Below are 16,700 nucleotides of genomic sequence, written 5' to 3' on the forward strand. Positions count from 1 at the left end.
GCTAATCCGGGGGCGCGGCTGAGGCAGGTGTCAGCGCTTCGGGGCGCCGCAGCACCTGAACGTCGCCGGGGAACCCGTCGCCCGCCGACACCACGGCGAGGAAGGACAGCAGGGTGTCGCGGAACGCGCGCATGGCATGGGTCGGGGCGAGATCGGCGCGGCGGGCCAGCGCGACGGTCCGGTACAGCGGGGGCGTGAGCACCGTGCGGCGCAGTCGCGGCCTGCTCGAGAAGACGAGGTCCGGCACCACCGCCACGCCGGTGCCGGCCTCCACCATCCGCAGCACGGCGTCCATCTCGCCGCCCTCCACCGCGAACTGGGGCGTCTCACCGGCGTCGGCGTACGCCTTCAGGGTCGCCTCCAGCAGGTCGTAACCCTGTCGCGGCACGACCAGGTGCCGGCGGGCCAGCTCCTTCACCGTCATCGAACTGCGTGACGTGGGCGCACGTTCCGATGTGGGGGACGCCACCGATAGGCGCTCGCGCAACAAGGGCTCGGTGTCGAGTGCTGCGTCGATCCCTCGCGGCGGCACGATCACCAGCGCCACGTCGAGCTCGCCACGTACGAGTGAGCGCACCAGCGGGTGCGAGCCGCTCTCCACCAGCTCCAGCCGCACGTCGGGGTACTTCTCGTGGAAGACGCGCAATACGTCGGCCAGCACGCCGATGCACAGCGACGGCGTCGCTCCGACCCGCACGCGCCCGCGGAGCAGCCCGACGATCTCGGCCACGGCGGTGCGGGCGCCGTCGGCGTCGGCGAGCATGCGCCGCGCGAACGGCAGTACGGCCTCACCCGCGGGGGTCAATGCGAGCCCGTCGCGGCTGCTGCGGTCCACAAGGGGCGAACCGAGTTCGTCCTCCAGAGCCCTGAGCTGCCGCGACAGGGTGGGCTGGGCCACTCCCAGTGACTCCGCCGCACGAGTGAAGCTGCCCACGTCGGCTACGGCCACGAAGTACGCGAGCTGCTGAAGTGTCACGTATATAGCGTACGTCTATCGACGATCCCGTTTCGATGCATTGGACGTCAGGGCCGCCGACTACGCACCCTGACCCCATGGTGACAGTGGGAGAGCGGCCTGCGGTGCGGGTGCGGCACACGCCGCGGCCCTCGTCGGTCCAGCTGAAGTTCGTGATGGCGGTGTCCGGCGCCCTCGCGCTGCTCTACCTGATCGCCCACATGATCGGAAACCTGAAGATCTTCCTCGGCGCCGAGGCCATCAACACCTACGCGGCCTGGTTGCGCACCGTCGGCGAGCCGGCGTTGCCCATGCAGACACTGCTGTGGATCGTGCGGGTGGTCCTCGTGGTCGCGATCGTGGCCCACATCGTCTCGGCCACGATCCTCGCTCGCCGCGCCCGCCGGGCCCGTCCGATCAGGTACGCCCACCGCCAGCCGGTTAAGGGCAGCTACGCCGCGAGGACGATGCGCTGGGGTGGCGTGATCATCCTGCTGTTCATCATCTACCACCTCCTCGACCTCACGGCCGGCACGCTCAACCCGCAGTTCGTCGAGGGCGACGTCCACTCGAACCTCGTGGCCGACTTCGCGCCGAGCCACTGGTACGCGACGGTGGCCTACACGGTGGCGGTGATCGCGGTCGGATTCCACGTCCGCCACGGCCTGTGGAGCGGCCTGCAGACGCTGGGGCGCTCCAGCGCCGCCGCCCAGAACACCATCAAGGGCGTCGCCCTCGTGGTCGCGGTCCTGCTGACCGTCGGCTTCCTCTCCGTCCCGTTCTCGATCCTGACCGGATTGGTGCGTTGATATGACCAGCGTCTACACGGACTACACGGTCGGCGACCCGGTGGCCGACACCGTCGCGCCCGCCGGGCCGATCGAGGAGCGGTGGGAGAAGCGCCGCTTCGGCGTCAAGCTGGTGAACCCGGCGAACCGGCGCAAGATGAAGGTCATCGTCGTCGGCACCGGGCTCGCCGGGGGGAGCGCCGCGGCGAGCCTGGCCGAGCTCGGCTACCACGTCAGCTCGTTCTGCTACCAGGACAGCCCGCGCCGGGCCCACAGCATCGCCGCGCAGGGCGGGATCAACGCCGCGAAGAACTACCGCAACGACGGCGACAGCGTTTACCGGCTGTTCTATGACACGGTCAAGGGCGGGGACTTCCGGTCCCGGGAGTCGAACGTGCACCGGCTGGCCGAGATCAGCGTGCAGATCATCGACCAGTGCGTCGCGCAGGGCGTGCCGTTCGCCCGTGAGTACGGCGGCCTGCTCGACACCCGTTCGTTCGGTGGCGCGCAGGTCTCGCGCACGTTCTACGCGCGCGGCCAGACGGGTCAGCAGCTGCTACTGGGCGCCTACCAGGCCTTGGAGCGGCAGATCGACGCGGGCAACGTCGACATGTACTCGCGCCACGAGATGCTCGATCTGATCATGGTCGAGGGCCGCGCACGCGGGATCGTCGCCCGCGACCTGGTGACGGGGGAGACGCGCAGCCACCTCGCCGACGCCGTGGTGCTCGCCTCGGGTGGCTACGGCAACGTCTTCTACCTCTCCACCAACGCCAAGGGCTGCAACGTCACGGCCAGCTGGCGCGCGCACCGGCGGGGGGCGCTGTTCGCCAACCCCTGCTACACCCAGATCCACCCCACGTGCATCCCCGTGAGTGGCGACCACCAGTCGAAGCTCACGCTCATGAGCGAGTCGCTGCGCAACGACGGCCGCGTCTGGGTGCCGGAGAAGGCCGGTGACACGAGGGCTCCCGGGGACATCCCCGAGTCCGAGCGCGACTACTTCCTCGAGCGCCAGTACCCGAGCTTCGGCAACCTGGTGCCCCGCGACGTCGCCAGCCGTGCGGCAAAGAACGTGTGCGACGCGGGCCGCGGTGTCGGGCCCACCGGTCTCGGCGTCTACCTCGACTTCGCCGAGGCGATCAACCGGCTCGGGCGCCCGGCCGTGGCGGCCAAGTACGGGAACTTGTTCGAGATGTACCAGCGCATCACCGGCGAGGACCCGTACGTCGTGCCGATGCGGATCTTCCCGGCGGTCCACTACACGATGGGTGGCCTGTGGGTCGACTACGACCTGCAGAGCAGCATCCCGGGCCTGTTCGTCGTCGGCGAGGCGAACTTCTCCGACCACGGCGCCAACCGGCTCGGTGCCTCGGCGCTGATGCAGGGCCTGGCCGACGGCTACTTCGTCCTGCCCAACACGATCGGCAACTACCTGGCGGCGTCGCACCTCCGCCCGGTCGATCCCGGCGCGGCCGAGGTGCGTGCCGCCGAGCAGGAGGTCACCGGCCGGATCGAGACGCTGCTCTCGATCGGCGGCACCCGCACGGTGGACTCGTTCCACCGCGAGCTGGGACACCTGATGTGGGACCAGTGCGGCATGGAGCGCACCGACGCGGGCCTGCGCAAGGCGCTGGACCGCATCCCGGAGCTGCGCAGGGAGTTCTGGAGCAGCGTGAAGGTGCCCGGCACCGGCGCGCAGCTGAACCAGTCGCTGGAGCGGGCCGGGCGCGTCGCCGACTTCCTGGAACTCGCCGAGCTGATGTGCCTCGACGCGCTGCACCGCTCGGAGTCCTGCGGCGGGCACTTCCGGGCGGAGAGCCAGACCGAGGACGGCGAGGCGCTGCGCGACGACGAGCACTTCTCCTACGTCGCGGCCTGGGAGTACACGGGCCAGGGCGAGGCCCCGGTCCTCCACAAGGAGGACCTGCACTTCGAGTACGTCATTCCCAGCCAGCGGAGTTACAAGTGAAGCTCAATCTCAAGATCTGGCGCCAGACCGGCCCGGACGACCGCGGCCGGCTGGTCGGCTACCGCGTCGACGACGCCGACGAGGACATGTCGTTCCTCGAACTGCTCGACGTGCTCAACGAGCGGCTCGTGCTCGACGGCGAGGAGCCCGTCGCGTTCGACCACGACTGTCGTGAGGGCATCTGCGGCGCGTGCAGCATGGTGATCAACGGCGAGCCGCACGGCCCGCAGAAGGCGACGACGACCTGCCAGCTGCACCTGCGGCACTTCCGCGACGGCGAGTCGATCACCATCGAGCCGTTCCGGGCGGCCGCGTTCCCGGTGGTGCGCGACCTGGTCGTCGATCGCAGCGCACTCGACCGGATCGTGGCCTCGGGCGGATACATCTCGGCCCCGACGGGCGCCGCACCGGAGGCGCACTCCACTCCCGTGCCGAAGGCGAATGCCGACCGCGCGTTCACCGCCGCCGCGTGCATCGGTTGCGGGGCGTGCGTCGCCGCGTGTCCCAACGGCAGTGCCTCGCTGTTCCTCGGCGCCAAGATCACTCACCTCGGTGAACTTCCCCAGGGGCAGCCGGAACGCTCCGACCGCGTGGTGCGCATGGTCGAGACGCACGACACAGAAGGCTTCGGGGGCTGCACGAACACCGGTGAATGCGCGGTGGCGTGCCCGAAGGAGATCCCACTCGATGTGATCTCCCAGCTGAACCGTGACTATCTGCACGCGACAGCGGGAGGGCGCCGCTCGGCCTGACGATCTCGAAAGCGGATTCCCGCCGCCTTACGGGTCCACGTTCCTGCAGCTCAGAGCAGGAACGTGGTTCTTCCCTGTCCGCGATTGGAATGCGCCGAGTGAATCGCATCACGATGGGGGAATTCGACCCATAGCCCGCCGAGCCCCGTTGGTCGGAAGGTCGTAGGCTCCCGCGAGATCCAGACGTCCCGACGCCGCGGCTTCTGCGGCTGGCGTCGGTTCACCCGCAGAAGATGAGGACTTCTTGACGTGTCATCCACCACAGATGCGTCCACAGGCCGGGCGCAGATAGCGGAACGAACGCTCCGTACCGACCGGTGGTGGCTGCCGCCCCTGGCCAACTTCGTCGGCCTCGCCCTGTGGGTCGTCTACGCCACTGTGCGCGCCTTCATGCAGGAGTGGTACTTCGTACCGCAGTACAACTACCTCACCCCGTTCTACTCGCCGTGCGTGTCGAACGGCTGCGTGGAGCAGGCCGCTCACTTCGGACGCTTCCTGCCCGACGTGTGGTGGCTGCCTTACGCCGCTCTAACGTTGCCGTTCCTGCTCTTGTTCCGGCTCACCTGCTACTACTACCGCAAGGCGTACTACCGGGCCTTCTGGCTCTCGCCGCCCGCCTGCGCCGTGGCCGAGCCGCACGCGCGGTACACCGGGGAGACGCGCTTCCCGCTTCTCGGCCAGAACCTGCACCGCTACTTCTTCTACCTCGCCGCGATCATCTCCGTGATCAACACGTATGACGCGATCAAGGCCTTCATCAAGGAGGACGGAAGCTTCGGGCTCGGCCTGGGCAACATCATCCTTCTGATCAACGTCGTGCTGCTCTGGGCGTACACGGTGTCGTGCCATTCGTGTCGCAGCATCATCGGCGGCCGGCTGAACCATTTCTCGAAGCATCCGGTGCGCTACAAGCTGTGGGTCCAGGTTTCCCGGCTCAACGGCAAGCACATGCAGCTCGCCTGGACCACACTGGCCTCCCTGGCCATTACGGACTTCTACATCATGGCCGTCTCGGCCGGGTGGTTCTCCGACCTGCGGATCGTGGGGTGAACACTGTGACGACGGAACAGACCACCGGACAGGGTGGGAACGAGAGCATCGAGCGCCACGAGTACGACGTCGTCGTCATCGGTGCCGGTGGAGCGGGCCTTCGCGCCGCGATCGAGGCCCGAATGAAGGGCAAGCGCACCGCCATCATCTCCAAGTCGCTGTTCGGCAAGGCGCACACGGTGATGGCGGAAGGCGGCTGCGCGGCGTCGATGGGGAACGTGAACCCCAACGACAACTGGATGGTGCACTACCGCGACACCATGCGCGGAGGGAAGTTCCTCAACAACTGGCGGATGGCCGAGCTGCACGCCAAGGAGGCACCCGACCGCGTCTGGGAGCTCGAGACCTACGGTGCGCTGTTCGACCGCACCAAGGACGGCAAGATCAGCCAGCGCAACTTCGGTGGCCACACCTATCCGCGCCTCGCACACGTCGGCGACCGCACCGGGCTGGAGATGATCCGCACCCTGCAGCAGAAGGTTGTGTCGCTGCAGCAGGAGGACTACCGCGAGACCGGTGACTACGAGGCGAACATCCGCGTCTTCCACGAGACGACGATCACCGACCTCTTCAAGGCCGACGGGAAGATCGCGGGCTGCTTCGGCTACTTCCGCAGCACCGGCAAGTTCGTCCGGTTCGACGCGCCGGCGATCGTGCTGGCCACGGGCGGGGTGGGCAAGAGCTACCAGGTGACCTCGAACTCCTGGGAGTACACCGGCGACGGCCACGCACTGGCCCTGCGCGCGGGCGCCACCCTCATCAACATGGAGTTCCTGCAGTTCCACCCGACGGGCATGGTCTGGCCGCCGTCGGTGAAGGGAATCCTGGTCACGGAGTCGGTGCGCGGCGACGGCGGTGTGCTGCGCAACTCCGAGGGCGAGCGCTTCATGTTCAACTACGTCCCCGACGTCTTCAAGGACCAGTACGCCACCACGGAGGAGGAGGGCGACCGCTGGTACACCGACGCGGACAACAACCGCCGTCCTCCGGAGCTGCTGCCCCGTGACGAGGTGGCGCGCGCGATCAACTCCGAGGTGAAGGCCGGGCGCGGGAGCCCCCACGGCGGTGTCTTCCTCGACATCGCCTCGCGCCTGTCGCCGGAGGAGATCCAGAAGCGACTCCCGTCGATGTACCACCAGTTCAAGGAGCTGGCGGACGTCGATATCACCAAGGAGCCGATGGAGGTCGGCCCCACCTGCCATTACGTGATGGGCGGCGTGGAGGTCGATCCGGACACCACCATGTCCACGGTGCCGGGCCTGTTCGCGGCCGGTGAGGTCGCAGGCGGGATGCACGGCTCCAACCGGCTGGGTGGCAACTCGCTGTCGGACCTGCTCGTGTTCGGCCGCCGCGCCGGGCTGGGTGCCTCGGAGTACGTCGAGGGGCTCGCCGGGGTGCGCCCCGCCGTTCGCATGGACGACGTTGCGGCTGCGCAGGAACGGGCGCTGCTGCCGTTCTCGTCGGCCACCGAGGGCGGGGAGAACCCGTTCGTGGTGCAGCTGGAGCTGCAGAAGACGATGCACGAGCTCGTCGGGATCATCCGCAAGGCCGACGAGATGGAGATGGCGCTCAAGAAGCTCCAGGACATCGCCACGCGCACGCGCACGGTGAGCGTCGAGGGCCACCGGGAGTTCAACCCGGGCTGGCATCTCGCGCTCGACCTGCGCAACATGCTGCTGGTCTCGCTGTGCGTGGCGAAGGCGGCCCTGGAGCGCCAGGAGAGCCGCGGCGGCCACACCCGCGACGACTACCCGGTGATGGACTCCGACTGGCGCCACGTGCTGCTGGTGCTCTCGGCCCTGGGCGAGGACAACGTCGAGCTGGAGCGCAAGGAGCAGGTGCCGATGCGGCCCGAGCTGCTGGACCTGTTCGAGATGGACGAGCTGAAGAAGTACTACACCGGCGAGGAGCTGGGCGGACACCGAGCCGGGGAGGCTGCGAAATGAGCTATGACGCCCACTTCAGGGTGTGGCGGGGCGACTCGGAGAAGGGGGAGCTCGTCGACTACCCGGTGGAGGTGAACGAGGGCGAGGTCGTCCTCGACATCATCCACCGGCTGCAGCAGACCGAGGCGGGCGATCTCGCGGTCCGGTGGAACTGCAAGGCCGGCAAGTGCGGGTCGTGCAGCATTGAGATCAACGGCAAGCCGCGCCTGGCGTGCATGACCCGGATGTCGACCTTCACCGAGACCGAGACCATCACGGTCACGCCGCTGCGGACGTTCCCGGTGATCCGCGACCTCGTCACCGACGTGTCGTTCAACTACACGAAGGCCCGCGAGGTGCCGAGCTTCGCGCCGCCGCCCGACGTGGAGCCCGGTGAGTACCGGATGCAGCAGGTGGACGTCGAGCGGAGCCAGGAGTTCCGCAAGTGCATCGAGTGCTATCTCTGCCAGAACACCTGTCACGTGGTGCGCGACCACGAGGAGAACAAGGAGAACTTCGCAGGCCCGCGTTATCTGATGCGGATCGCGGAGCTCGACATGCACCCCCTCGACGTCGCCGACCGCAAGCAGGAGGCGCAGGAGGAGCACGGTCTGGGCTTCTGCAACATCACCAAGTGCTGCACCGAGGTCTGCCCCGAGCACATCAAGATCACTGACAACGCGCTCATTCCCCTGAAGGAACGCGTGGTCGACCGCAAGTACGACCCGCTGGTCTGGCTGGGCAGCAAGATCTTCAAGCGCGCAGGCGCCTGATCATCCGGTGACTGCGGCGGAGCCGCCTTCACGCGCCCGCACTGCGTGAAGGCGGCTCTGCCGTATCCGGGAGGGGTTCAGCGGCCCATGCTCCGGCGGATCTCCTCCAGCCTTGCCTTGGCCGCGCGCTCGCGTTCGGCCTCCTGCTCCTCGACGCTGCGGGCCTCGGGGGTGTTCTCGGCCAGTTCGGCCGCGCCGATCGAGGTGGCGTAACGGGTCTCGATCTTCTCGCGGACGTAGTCCAGGCTCGGGACGCCCCGATCGTCGTAGTCGGGTGCGGGTGGCTGTGGGGGCGGCGCCGTCGCGTCGTCCACGATCTCCGCGTCCAGCGGCTCGACGCCCCCGGATGGCCCTGTCGAATTCTGGCGTTTGGGCGATTCGGCGTTCTGATTAGAACCATCGGGCGAATCGTTCATGGCACGCATCCCTCCTTTGGACGGGTATAACCGCACAGTGCCCCGCCGACTTTCACCCGGATGCTTACGCTCCGCAGTCGGGCAATCGCGTATCGCGACGGTTGCGCTTTCGTTATCCGAGCGGGACGCCGCCTTGGCTGTTCCACCTTGGTACGTGGAGGAACAGGCATGACGGCAGTCCCGGCAGCGGGACCGGTGCAGACCACCGGACAGACACGAGTCTCCCGAATCGCGCCCTCTGGCGCTCCTGTCGACCTGACCCTTCCGGCGGAGTTCGGCGAGTACCGCTGGTATGGCAACACACGCTTCAACGGGCCCCGGATCGCCCGCCAGTTCTTCCTCGCCCCGGCGGGGGAGCATCGCGTGATCCCGCGCCGCGTCCTGCGGGGCGCACGGGAACGCAGGCTGTCCATGCGCGGCTTCGACGCCGTCGTCTTCGAGGCGCCGAACCGCTCCGACTCCGCGCTCGTGCTCGCCGGGCCGTACCACGAGGCCACCACGTGGTTCGGCGGTCCCGCTCCCGACGACGCCGGTCTGGGCCGCCTGCTGAGCACGTTCCGGTTCGCCGACTCGCCGACCGGAGCGACCCTCACCCCCACCTCCGACCTGCTCGTGAGTCAGGGCGACGTGGCGCTGATCGGGCGCAACGACCGCTCCACGCTGATCGTGCGGCGCTCCACCGACGTGTTGCCGACGTTGCCCGAGTGGGCCGGGCTCGCCCTGCCGGGCGGGGAGCTGTGGCGCGCGGGCCGGGAGCTCAACCCCGTCGACGCCGCCCGCGTCGTCGGCACCCCCCATCAGTGGCGCTACCTGTTCGCGGGCGACAGCGCGGCCATGGACCTCGTCCTGCACGGACCGGAGTCGGGCCGGCCCGTCGCCCCCATGGCCGAGCAGCAGGTCGTCGGAGCACTCGCCGCTCTGCGCGGCATCTGGAGGGGCTGAGCCGTGTCCGTCGCACTGGCCGTGGCGCTGCTCGCGCTGCTCGTCTCGCTCTTCGTGCTGGTGGCGCTCGTCGCGGTGTACGCGCGGGTGCGTGCGTTGGAGGCGAGCCGCACAGCGGAGCTGTCCGGCTACGCACCGCTCGTCGGACGCCCGGCGCCTGCCGCGGTCCGTCCGCGCTCCGGGCAGCGAGCGGCCGTCGTCGCCGTGCTCGACGCCGACTGCGGGCTCTGCCACAACGTGTGGGACGCCATCACGACGGCCGGTGAGCAGGAGGAGCACATCCGCTTCGTCGCGCTGGCGGACCGGACCGACGACTTCGCCGCCCTCCCCGGCGGCGGCGCCGAGATGATCGCCGACGTCGACGCGAGGGCCGACCTGTTCGAGGGGTACTCACCGACCCTGCTCGCCGTCGACGCCGCCGGCGTCGTCACCCACCGCAGCTTCGTCTACGCCGACACGGACCTGGGTGCGCTGGTCCGGGACCTGACGCAGACACACGACCCCGGGCGACAGCACCCAGGAGGACGAGAGGTGACCCGCGCATGACGCGCCTGGACGACATCCCCACGGCGTTCGCACCACCCGTGCAGGCCCGCCCGAGCGCTGTGGTTGCGCGCATCCGCGCCATCCGGCCCAGCCGACGAGCGGTGCTGCGCGGGCTGGTGATCGGCGCGGCCGCGGCGGCGCTGGTGCCTCTCGACTGGTACCTCAGCCGACGCCAGGCGTCCGCGGACCCGGAGGAGGAGGACGACAAGTCGGAGCACCTCGAGTGCACGCCGGAGTCCTACGACGAGGAGGCCAACAACTGGCCCGAGGACGGCTCCGCGCTGTGCTACGGCGGTTGGCGCCGCGGCTCGTACCCGTGCTCCGAGGGGTACCACCGTGAGGGCACCTACGAGATCGAGGGCGACGCCTACGAGTCCACGCGGCTCACCACGAGCTGCCACGGCAAGAACGGCTGGCGCTGGAAGGGCTACCGCTGCTCCGACGCGGTCACCGAGGTGTGGTACGCCGAGGGCGACAGCTACCGGGGCGTCACGATCGCTGCCTGCGAGCTGCCGCCGGAGACCGAGGCGGCGGCGGGCGCCGCCGACACGACGGCCACGCCGGCCCCCACGGCCACCGAGACCCCGGCAGCCACGGCCACACCGGCGAGCACGGTCGTCCCGGCAGGATCGCCGATCACGTCGGGAACGCGTGGCCAGTCGGGCCCGGTCGGCTCGCTCGTCGGGCCGGGCATGAGGTCCATCTGATGATCCCCGCCAGATCGCGCCCCCGGTGGTTGCTGCACCCGATCACCGCGGCGGTACTGCTGCTGCTCGTCGGGGTGTTCGGCGCGTTCGTCGCCGTCACAGCCCAACGGGAGCTCGCGGCTGCGGGCGCGTTGCTGCTGCTCGTCGCTGTGGCGGGTGCCGCGGCCGGGTTCGCCAACTCGGGCAGCACCTGAAGCCACAACTCAGCTTTCCTGCTGAGCGCGTCGGTCTGGCGCGACAAGCCCGTGGTCCGGTTCTTCGGCACCGGCCTGCTGCTCGGTGCCGTGCTGGTGGCCTTCGCGGCCGCGGTGCTCGGCGCGCTGCCGCACGCGCTGCTGCCCGAGGTGGTCCGGGACGTCCTGTTCGGCCTGGCCGCCGTGCCGGTGCTGCTGCGGGAGTGCGGGCTGCTGCGGTTCCCGGTGCCCCAGAACGCCCGGCTCGTCCCGGAGGACGTCCAGCACCTGCGGCAGTGGGGTGCGCTGCAGTTCGGTTTCGAGATGGGCACCGGGATGCGCACGTACTCGCCCTCGGCGCTGCCGCATCTCACGCTCGTCGCGATCGTATTCATCGTGCCGTTCCCGGCCGCGTTCGCGCTGGCCGCGGGCTTCGCGCTCGGACGTCTCGCGATGCCGTTGCTGTCCAACGCCTGGAGCGACGACGGTGCCTGGAGCGCGGTGTGGGCACGGTCGGAGCGGGTGGCGCGGCCGATGCTGGCCCTGACCTGCGTGGGCACGCTGGGCGCTGCGATGCTCGGGTGGTGAAGACCGCCGAGGTGGTCGTCGTCTACGACGTCTCCTGCCCTGCCTGCTCCCGGATCGCGCGGGAGCTGCCCGACCTGCTGCGCGTACCGGTGCGGGTGCGGTCCTGCCGCGATCCTCAGCTGGCCGCCATCCACCCTGCACTTCCCGCGTCGGTGAGGGCCTGCGCGGCCCCCGCGTTGGGCATCGTGCGCCCGGACGGCTCCGTGCGCTGGTGGCCGGGCCTCTCGGGGGCGATCGCCGTGCTGCCCGTGGTGCGCCGGGGCGCGCTGTGGGAGGCCCTGGGGGTGCTGCGGACCGCGCTGCGGGCTCGGGTGCGCTGAGCCGTCATCGGCGGGCCCGGGCCATCCTGCGGTACCAGCCGTCACCCGCCTGCGTGTTGCGGTGCACCCGGCGCCTCGTATCCCGCTCGTCGTCCGTCTCCGGTCCGATCGAGGCCGTGAGGCCGGTGTCCCGCCGGAACGGGACGACCTGCACGAGCGGCGTCCCCTTCGGCAGCGTGTGCACGCCGTCGGCGCCGGTCGCGATGAAGGGCAGGTTCACGGGCGCGGTGTAGACGTCGGTGTCGACGAGTCCCGCGAACAACTGCACCACGTCGTTCGGGCGGTTCAGCGGCGGGAGGAACAGGCAGCTCCAGCCCGGCGCGGTCCGGATCGTCCAGTGGTTGTGGAACTTCATCGGTGGCCGCGGCTCGAACGGGTTGCCTGCGACCTGGAACGGAGCGTGGGTGCTCACCATCTCCCGGTCGAACTCCCAGCCGGCGTTGACGGTGCGGCCGCCGTCGCTGATCTCCAGCCGGACCGTCGCGGCGAGCGGCAGGATCCAGCCGGCGCCCAGCGCGTCGAGGAACGGCATGCACCGCTTGACGGTGAGCCCGTCGTTCGTGGCGCTGAGCCGTTCGGGGTCCACGCCGGGCAGGCGGCGCAGCCACCCCGGGAGCACCGTGCGGGCCGGGACGGGCTCGGCGATCACCCCGGCGTCCTCGGCGCGACAGCGGAACGCGATGGTCGCGGATCTGCGCTTCACCCTGACCTCCTGGTCGGGCCGGGCCGCGGCAGCCCGGGCGAGGGCCGCCGCGGCGGACGGTCAGTCGTCGTCGCTGGAGGAGTTGGAGCTGGAGTTGCTGGAGGAGTTGGAGCTGGAGTTGTTCGAGGAGTTCGAGCTGGAGTTGTTCGACGAGTTCGAGCTCGTGTTGCTGGAGGAGTTGGAGCTCGAGTTGTCCGAGGAGTTCGAGCTGGAGTTGTTCGACGAGTTCGAGCTGGAGTTCCCGGACGAGTTGGAGCTCGTGTTGCTGGAGGAGTCCGAGCTGCAGTTGTCGGAGGAGCTGCTGGAGAAGTTCGAGCTCGACACCGGGAGGATCTCCGCAGGCGCCGTGCTCGCTCCGGCCGTACCGACGCCGATCGCCGCGGCGATGCCGACAGCGCCGATGCCGACGGCAGCGGCCTTCAACGTCCTGCTCTTCGGTGTGCGCATGATGTACTCCGTCGTTCGGGTCCCGCGGCGCGGGACGACTCGTACGAGATTCGGCGGCGGCGGTGAGCACGTGATGAGGGCCTCGTGACAGCTCTCTCATCCGGCGTCCTACTAGCGTGAGGGCCGTGCCGACGATCGAGCGTCCCTACGGTTCCTGGCCGACCCCCATCACCTCGGAGAAGGTCGTCGCCGCGTCGGTGCGGCTCTCCGGGCTCGCCGTCGATGGGGCCGACATCGTGTGGTCCGAGGGGCGGCCCACCGATGCGGGACGAACGCAGCTGGTGCGCCGTTCGGCGGACGGCACCACCGCCGACCTGTTGCCCGCCGGACGCGACGCCCGCACCGCGGTGCACGAGTACGGCGGCGCGGCCTGGTGGGTGCGCGACGGGATCGTGTGGTTCAGCGACTGGGCCGACCAGCGGCTGTACCGGATGGCCCCGGGGGCCGACCCCGAACCGCTCACCCCGGAGCCGGCCTCGCCGCGCGCGGACCGCTACGCCGAGGGGGACGTCGCCCCCGACGGCACCTGGATCGCCTGCATCCGGGAGCACCACGCGGGCAGCTCGGCGGTCGACGTGCGCAACGAGATCGTCCGGATCGCGGCCCACACCCCGTCCGAGCCGGAGGTGCTCGTCACCGGTCCGGACTTCGTCGCCTCGCCCCGGATCAGCCCCGACGGCAGCTCGCTCGCCTGGGTGCAGTGGGACCACCCGTCGATGCCGTGGGACGACACGCAGCTGCTGGTCCGCGACCTTCGCACGGGCGAGGAGACGGTGGTGGCGGGCGGCCACGGCGAGTCGGTGTTCGAGCCACGGTGGAACGAGGACGGCTCACTGTGGTTCATCAGTGACCGCACCGACTGGTGGAACCTCTACCGCTGGGTGCCCGGGGCCGACATCCAGCCCGTGGTGCGCGAGGAGGCCGAGATCGGCTCGGTGGGGTTCGGCCTGGGGTCGGCCTACTACACGGTGCTCCTCGACGCCCGGGTGGTGTTCGTGCGCCGCCGCTCGGGTTTCGACGCCCTTGTCGTGCGCGAGCCCGACGGCTCACTCGCCGAGCTGGACCTGGGGTTCTCGGTGATCACGGCGGTGCAGCCGGCCGGTCCCGGCACGGTGGCCGTCATCGCCGGTGGCCCTGTGGCGGAGCCGGGGGTGTACCTCGTGGACCTGGCCACCGGTGCACTGGAAGTCCTGCGCCCGCCACGCGACCTGGGCATCGGGCCGTCGATGTTGTCGGTGCCCGAGCCGGTCTCGTTCCCGTCGGTGGACGGCGCGGGCACGCCGCGCACGGCGCACGCGCTGTTCTACCCGCCGGCGCACGAGCAGTACCACGGCCCGGAGGGCGAGCGGCCGCCGTTGATCGTGGTGATCCACGGCGGTCCGACGTCGGCGGCCGTGCCCGTGCTGAACCTCGCCCTCCAGTACTGGACGAGCCGCGGGTTCGCCGTCGTCGACGTCAACTACGGCGGTTCCACCGGCTACGGCCGCGCCTACCGGGAGCAGCTCCTCGGCGAGTGGGGCGTGATCGACGTCGCCGACTGCATCGCGGCCGCGCAGTGGCTGGCGGAGCGGGGACGGGTCGACCGCAACCGGCTGTGCATCCGCGGAGGCTCGGCCGGCGGGTACACGACGCTCGCGGCGCTGGCCCGCGAGGACACGCCGTTCGCGGCGGGCGCCGACCTCTTCGGCGTGGCCGACCTCGCGGCACTGGCCGCCGACACCCACAAGTTCGAGAGTCGCTACCTCGACCGGCTCGTCGGCCCGTACCCGCAGGCCCGCCAGGTGTACGAGGAGCGCTCGCCGATCCACCACGTCGACCGCTTCCACCGCCCGCTGATCGTCCTGCAGGGCAGCGAGGACGAGATCGTGCCGCCGAACCAGAGCGAGCTGATCGTCGAGGCCCTGCGCAAGCGCGGGCTCCCCGTCGCCTACCTGCTTTTCGACGGGGAGCAGCACGGCTTCCGGCGCGCGGAGAACATCCGCCGGGCGCTCGACGCCGAGCTGAGCTTCTACGCCCAGGTGCTCGGCTTCGAGCTGCCCGCGGACGAGGGGATCGAACCGGTGGTCGTGGAGAACCTCTGAGCGTGCTCAGGGTCGCCGCAGGGCGTCACGCTCCGCCGGTGGCGCCCCCGGTGTCCATCAGCGCCGGGTCGGCCGGTGCCGCGGCCGTGCGCCTCGCCCGCGAGAGCCTGCGCTCCACGTACTCCGCGAGCTTGCCGAGGGCGTAGTTGATGACGATGAAGATCAGAGCGACGATCGCGTAGATCTGGATGGGGTTGTGCAGCGTCTGGATGATGATGTTCGCCGTCCGGACGAACTCCTCGTAGCTGATGATGAAGCCCAGCGAGGTGTCCTTGACGATCACCACGAGCTGGCTGATCAGCGCCGGGAGCATCACCCGGAACGCCTGCGGCAGCAGGATCGAGGAGAGCACCTGGCCCCTGGTCAGCCCGAGGGAGTAGCCCGCCTCGGCCTGGCCCCGCGGCAGTGACGCCACACCGGCCCGGATGATCTCCGCGATGATCACCGAGTTGTAGGCGGTCAGCCCGATGACCAGGTACCACAGGATCGGCAGGTCGAGCCCCACCTCGGGCAGCACCCTGGCCGCGAAGAAGATCGCGATCACCACGGGCACGCCACGCAGGAACTCGATCACCCCGACGACCAGCCAGCGGTAGTACCGGTTCGCCGTGATGCGGCTGACCGCGAAGAGCGTGCCGATCACCAGCGAGAACACGAGCGTGAGCGCCGCAGCCACGAGCGTGGCGACCAAGGCCTCGCCGAGCAGCCGCCAGACCGCCGCGAAGTCGGAGTTGAACGGGTTGATCAGCGGGCCCCACAGCTCACCGGAGAACTGGCCCTGGCCCGCCAGCCGGATGATCACGAGAGCGATCACGACCAGCACGATCACGCCGGCGACGCTGCTGGAGATCAAGGTGCGGCGCCGGGCGACGGGCCCCGGTGCGTCGTAGAGGACGGAGGTGGTCATCGAGCCACCGCAACCTTCCGCTCGAGTACGCCCAGCAGGATGCCGCCGGGGATGGTCAGGAGCAGGTAGCCCAGGAGCACACCGGTCAGGACGCCGGCCGCGGCGTAGCCCTGGGCGGAGGTGAGCTGGACGCCGTTGGCGAACAGGTCGCCGCCGACGCCGAACGCGCCGACGATGGCCGAGTTCTTGATCATGGCGATGATCACGCTGCCGAGCGGGGGCACGACGGTGCGCAGCGCCTGGGGCAGCACGATCAGCGACAGCGACTGGCTGAACGTCAGGCCGATCGCACGTGCGGCCTCGGCCTGCCCCGCGGACACCGAGTTGATGCCACTGCGGACGGCTTCACAGACGAAGGCTGCCGTGTAGCAGGTCAGCCCGATGACGCCGAAGTAGAAGTAGGACCCGTTGATACCCAGCTCGGGCAGCCCGAACGCCACAGCGAACAGGACCACGGCGAGCGGGGTGTTACGGAAGACGGTGACCCAGGCCGCGCCGACCATGCGTAGCGGTGGCACCGGTGAGACCCGGAAGCCGGCCAGGATCGTGCCCAGAACGAGCGCACCGATTGCGGAGAACAGGCAGATGCGCAGCGTCTGGAGGAAACCCTGCGCGTAGAGCGGGAACTGCTCGACGATGACGCCCACGACACCCC

The 16,700-nt window shown here is 69.8% G+C and carries 19 protein-coding genes; 14 read left to right on the top strand and 5 right to left on the bottom strand.

Annotation, left to right across the window (positions count from 1 at the left end; all coding sequences use genetic code 11):
* Position 1: 1 nt before the first annotated feature.
* Complete coding sequence (locus ACQPZQ_RS10410; RefSeq protein ID WP_433294480.1) at positions 2-976, bottom strand: LysR family transcriptional regulator; 975 nt, start codon at positions 974-976, stop codon at positions 2-4.
* A gap of 77 nt (positions 977-1,053) precedes the next feature.
* On the opposite strand from ACQPZQ_RS10410, the gene ACQPZQ_RS10415 reads away from it, so the two are divergent.
* The 6 genes from ACQPZQ_RS10415 (at position 1,054) to ACQPZQ_RS10440 (ending at position 8,215) form a co-directional block, all read left to right on the top strand.
* Positions 1,054-1,764, top strand: coding sequence for a succinate dehydrogenase cytochrome b subunit (locus ACQPZQ_RS10415; RefSeq protein WP_433294482.1), 711 nt, complete (start codon positions 1,054-1,056; stop codon positions 1,762-1,764).
* 1 nt (position 1,765) lies between these two features.
* The gene (locus ACQPZQ_RS10420; RefSeq protein WP_433294485.1) at positions 1,766-3,715 is read left to right on the top strand and encodes a fumarate reductase/succinate dehydrogenase flavoprotein subunit; all 1,950 of its coding nucleotides are present in this window, start codon (positions 1,766-1,768) and stop codon (positions 3,713-3,715) included.
* A complete protein-coding gene (locus ACQPZQ_RS10425) occupies positions 3,712-4,467 on the top strand; it encodes a succinate dehydrogenase/fumarate reductase iron-sulfur subunit (RefSeq protein WP_433294487.1) in 756 nt (251 codons plus the stop codon). The genes ACQPZQ_RS10420 and ACQPZQ_RS10425 overlap by 4 nt, the downstream gene beginning before the upstream one ends.
* Before the next feature lie 249 nt (positions 4,468-4,716).
* Positions 4,717-5,517, top strand: a complete 801-nt coding sequence (locus ACQPZQ_RS10430; RefSeq protein ID WP_241040146.1) for a hypothetical protein — start codon at positions 4,717-4,719, stop codon at positions 5,515-5,517.
* A gap of 5 nt (positions 5,518-5,522) precedes the next feature.
* Positions 5,523-7,463 (top strand): fumarate reductase/succinate dehydrogenase flavoprotein subunit, encoded by a 1,941-nt coding sequence (locus ACQPZQ_RS10435; RefSeq protein WP_433299110.1) that lies wholly within the window; start codon positions 5,523-5,525, stop codon positions 7,461-7,463.
* Complete coding sequence (locus ACQPZQ_RS10440; RefSeq protein WP_433294490.1) at positions 7,460-8,215, top strand: succinate dehydrogenase/fumarate reductase iron-sulfur subunit; 756 nt, start codon at positions 7,460-7,462, stop codon at positions 8,213-8,215. Before ACQPZQ_RS10435 ends, ACQPZQ_RS10440 begins: the two co-directional genes overlap by 4 nt.
* A 77-nt stretch (positions 8,216-8,292) precedes the next feature.
* Here ACQPZQ_RS10440 and ACQPZQ_RS10445 read toward each other — a convergent pair whose 3' ends face one another.
* On the bottom strand, positions 8,293-8,631 hold the full coding sequence (locus ACQPZQ_RS10445; protein WP_433294492.1) for a hypothetical protein: 339 nt from the start codon (positions 8,629-8,631) through the stop codon (positions 8,293-8,295).
* A 168-nt stretch (positions 8,632-8,799) separates the two neighbouring features.
* Here ACQPZQ_RS10445 and ACQPZQ_RS10450 point away from each other — a divergent pair, with 168 nt between their 5' ends.
* Genes ACQPZQ_RS10450 through ACQPZQ_RS10475 form a run of 6 tightly spaced genes read left to right on the top strand, consistent with a single transcriptional unit; the run spans position 8,800 to position 11,907 of the window.
* Entirely contained in the window at positions 8,800-9,573 is a 774-nt protein-coding gene (locus ACQPZQ_RS10450) for a hypothetical protein (RefSeq protein WP_433294494.1), read from the top strand.
* 3 nt (positions 9,574-9,576) lie between these two features.
* A complete protein-coding gene (locus ACQPZQ_RS10455; RefSeq protein WP_433294496.1) occupies positions 9,577-10,119 on the top strand; it encodes a hypothetical protein in 543 nt (180 codons plus the stop codon).
* The gene (locus ACQPZQ_RS10460) at positions 10,116-10,826 is read left to right on the top strand and encodes a hypothetical protein (protein ID WP_433294498.1); all 711 of its coding nucleotides are present in this window, start codon (positions 10,116-10,118) and stop codon (positions 10,824-10,826) included. Before ACQPZQ_RS10455 ends, ACQPZQ_RS10460 begins: the two co-directional genes overlap by 4 nt.
* Complete coding sequence (locus tag ACQPZQ_RS10465; RefSeq protein ID WP_241040153.1) at positions 10,826-11,020, top strand: hypothetical protein; 195 nt, start codon at positions 10,826-10,828, stop codon at positions 11,018-11,020. Before ACQPZQ_RS10460 ends, ACQPZQ_RS10465 begins: the two co-directional genes overlap by 1 nt.
* A gap of 51 nt (positions 11,021-11,071) precedes the next feature.
* Positions 11,072-11,587: a hypothetical protein gene (locus ACQPZQ_RS10470; protein WP_433294500.1), complete on the top strand. Its 516-nt coding sequence runs from the start codon at positions 11,072-11,074 to the stop codon at positions 11,585-11,587.
* Entirely contained in the window at positions 11,584-11,907 is a 324-nt protein-coding gene (locus ACQPZQ_RS10475; protein ID WP_433294502.1) for a hypothetical protein, read from the top strand. Before ACQPZQ_RS10470 ends, ACQPZQ_RS10475 begins: the two co-directional genes overlap by 4 nt.
* A gap of 4 nt (positions 11,908-11,911) precedes the next feature.
* Here ACQPZQ_RS10475 and ACQPZQ_RS10480 read toward each other — a convergent pair whose 3' ends face one another.
* A complete protein-coding gene (locus ACQPZQ_RS10480; RefSeq protein WP_433294504.1) occupies positions 11,912-12,610 on the bottom strand; it encodes a DUF6065 family protein in 699 nt (232 codons plus the stop codon).
* On the opposite strand from ACQPZQ_RS10480, the gene ACQPZQ_RS10485 reads away from it, so the two are divergent.
* Positions 12,588-13,145, top strand: coding sequence for a hypothetical protein (locus ACQPZQ_RS10485; protein WP_433294506.1), 558 nt, complete (start codon positions 12,588-12,590; stop codon positions 13,143-13,145). The two genes, ACQPZQ_RS10480 and ACQPZQ_RS10485, sit on opposite strands and share 23 nt — an antisense overlap.
* A 37-nt stretch (positions 13,146-13,182) precedes the next feature.
* Positions 13,183-15,138, top strand: coding sequence for a S9 family peptidase (locus tag ACQPZQ_RS10490; RefSeq protein WP_433294509.1), 1,956 nt, complete (start codon positions 13,183-13,185; stop codon positions 15,136-15,138).
* 25 nt (positions 15,139-15,163) lie between these two features.
* Here ACQPZQ_RS10490 and ACQPZQ_RS10495 read toward each other — a convergent pair whose 3' ends face one another.
* Both ACQPZQ_RS10495 and ACQPZQ_RS10500 read right to left on the bottom strand, forming a co-directional pair.
* Complete coding sequence (locus ACQPZQ_RS10495) at positions 15,164-16,045, bottom strand: amino acid ABC transporter permease (protein ID WP_241042211.1); 882 nt, start codon at positions 16,043-16,045, stop codon at positions 15,164-15,166.
* Positions 16,042-16,692 carry an amino acid ABC transporter permease gene (locus ACQPZQ_RS10500; protein WP_433294512.1) on the bottom strand — a complete coding sequence of 217 codons (651 nt, stop codon included), beginning with the start codon at positions 16,690-16,692 and terminating at the stop codon, positions 16,042-16,044. Before ACQPZQ_RS10500 ends, ACQPZQ_RS10495 begins: the two co-directional genes overlap by 4 nt.
* Positions 16,693-16,700 lie beyond the last annotated feature (8 nt).

It is taken from the genome of Pseudonocardia sp. CA-142604 (genome assembly GCF_050948475.1).
Classification (GTDB): Bacteria; Actinomycetota; Actinomycetes; order Mycobacteriales; family Pseudonocardiaceae; genus Pseudonocardia; species Pseudonocardia alaniniphila.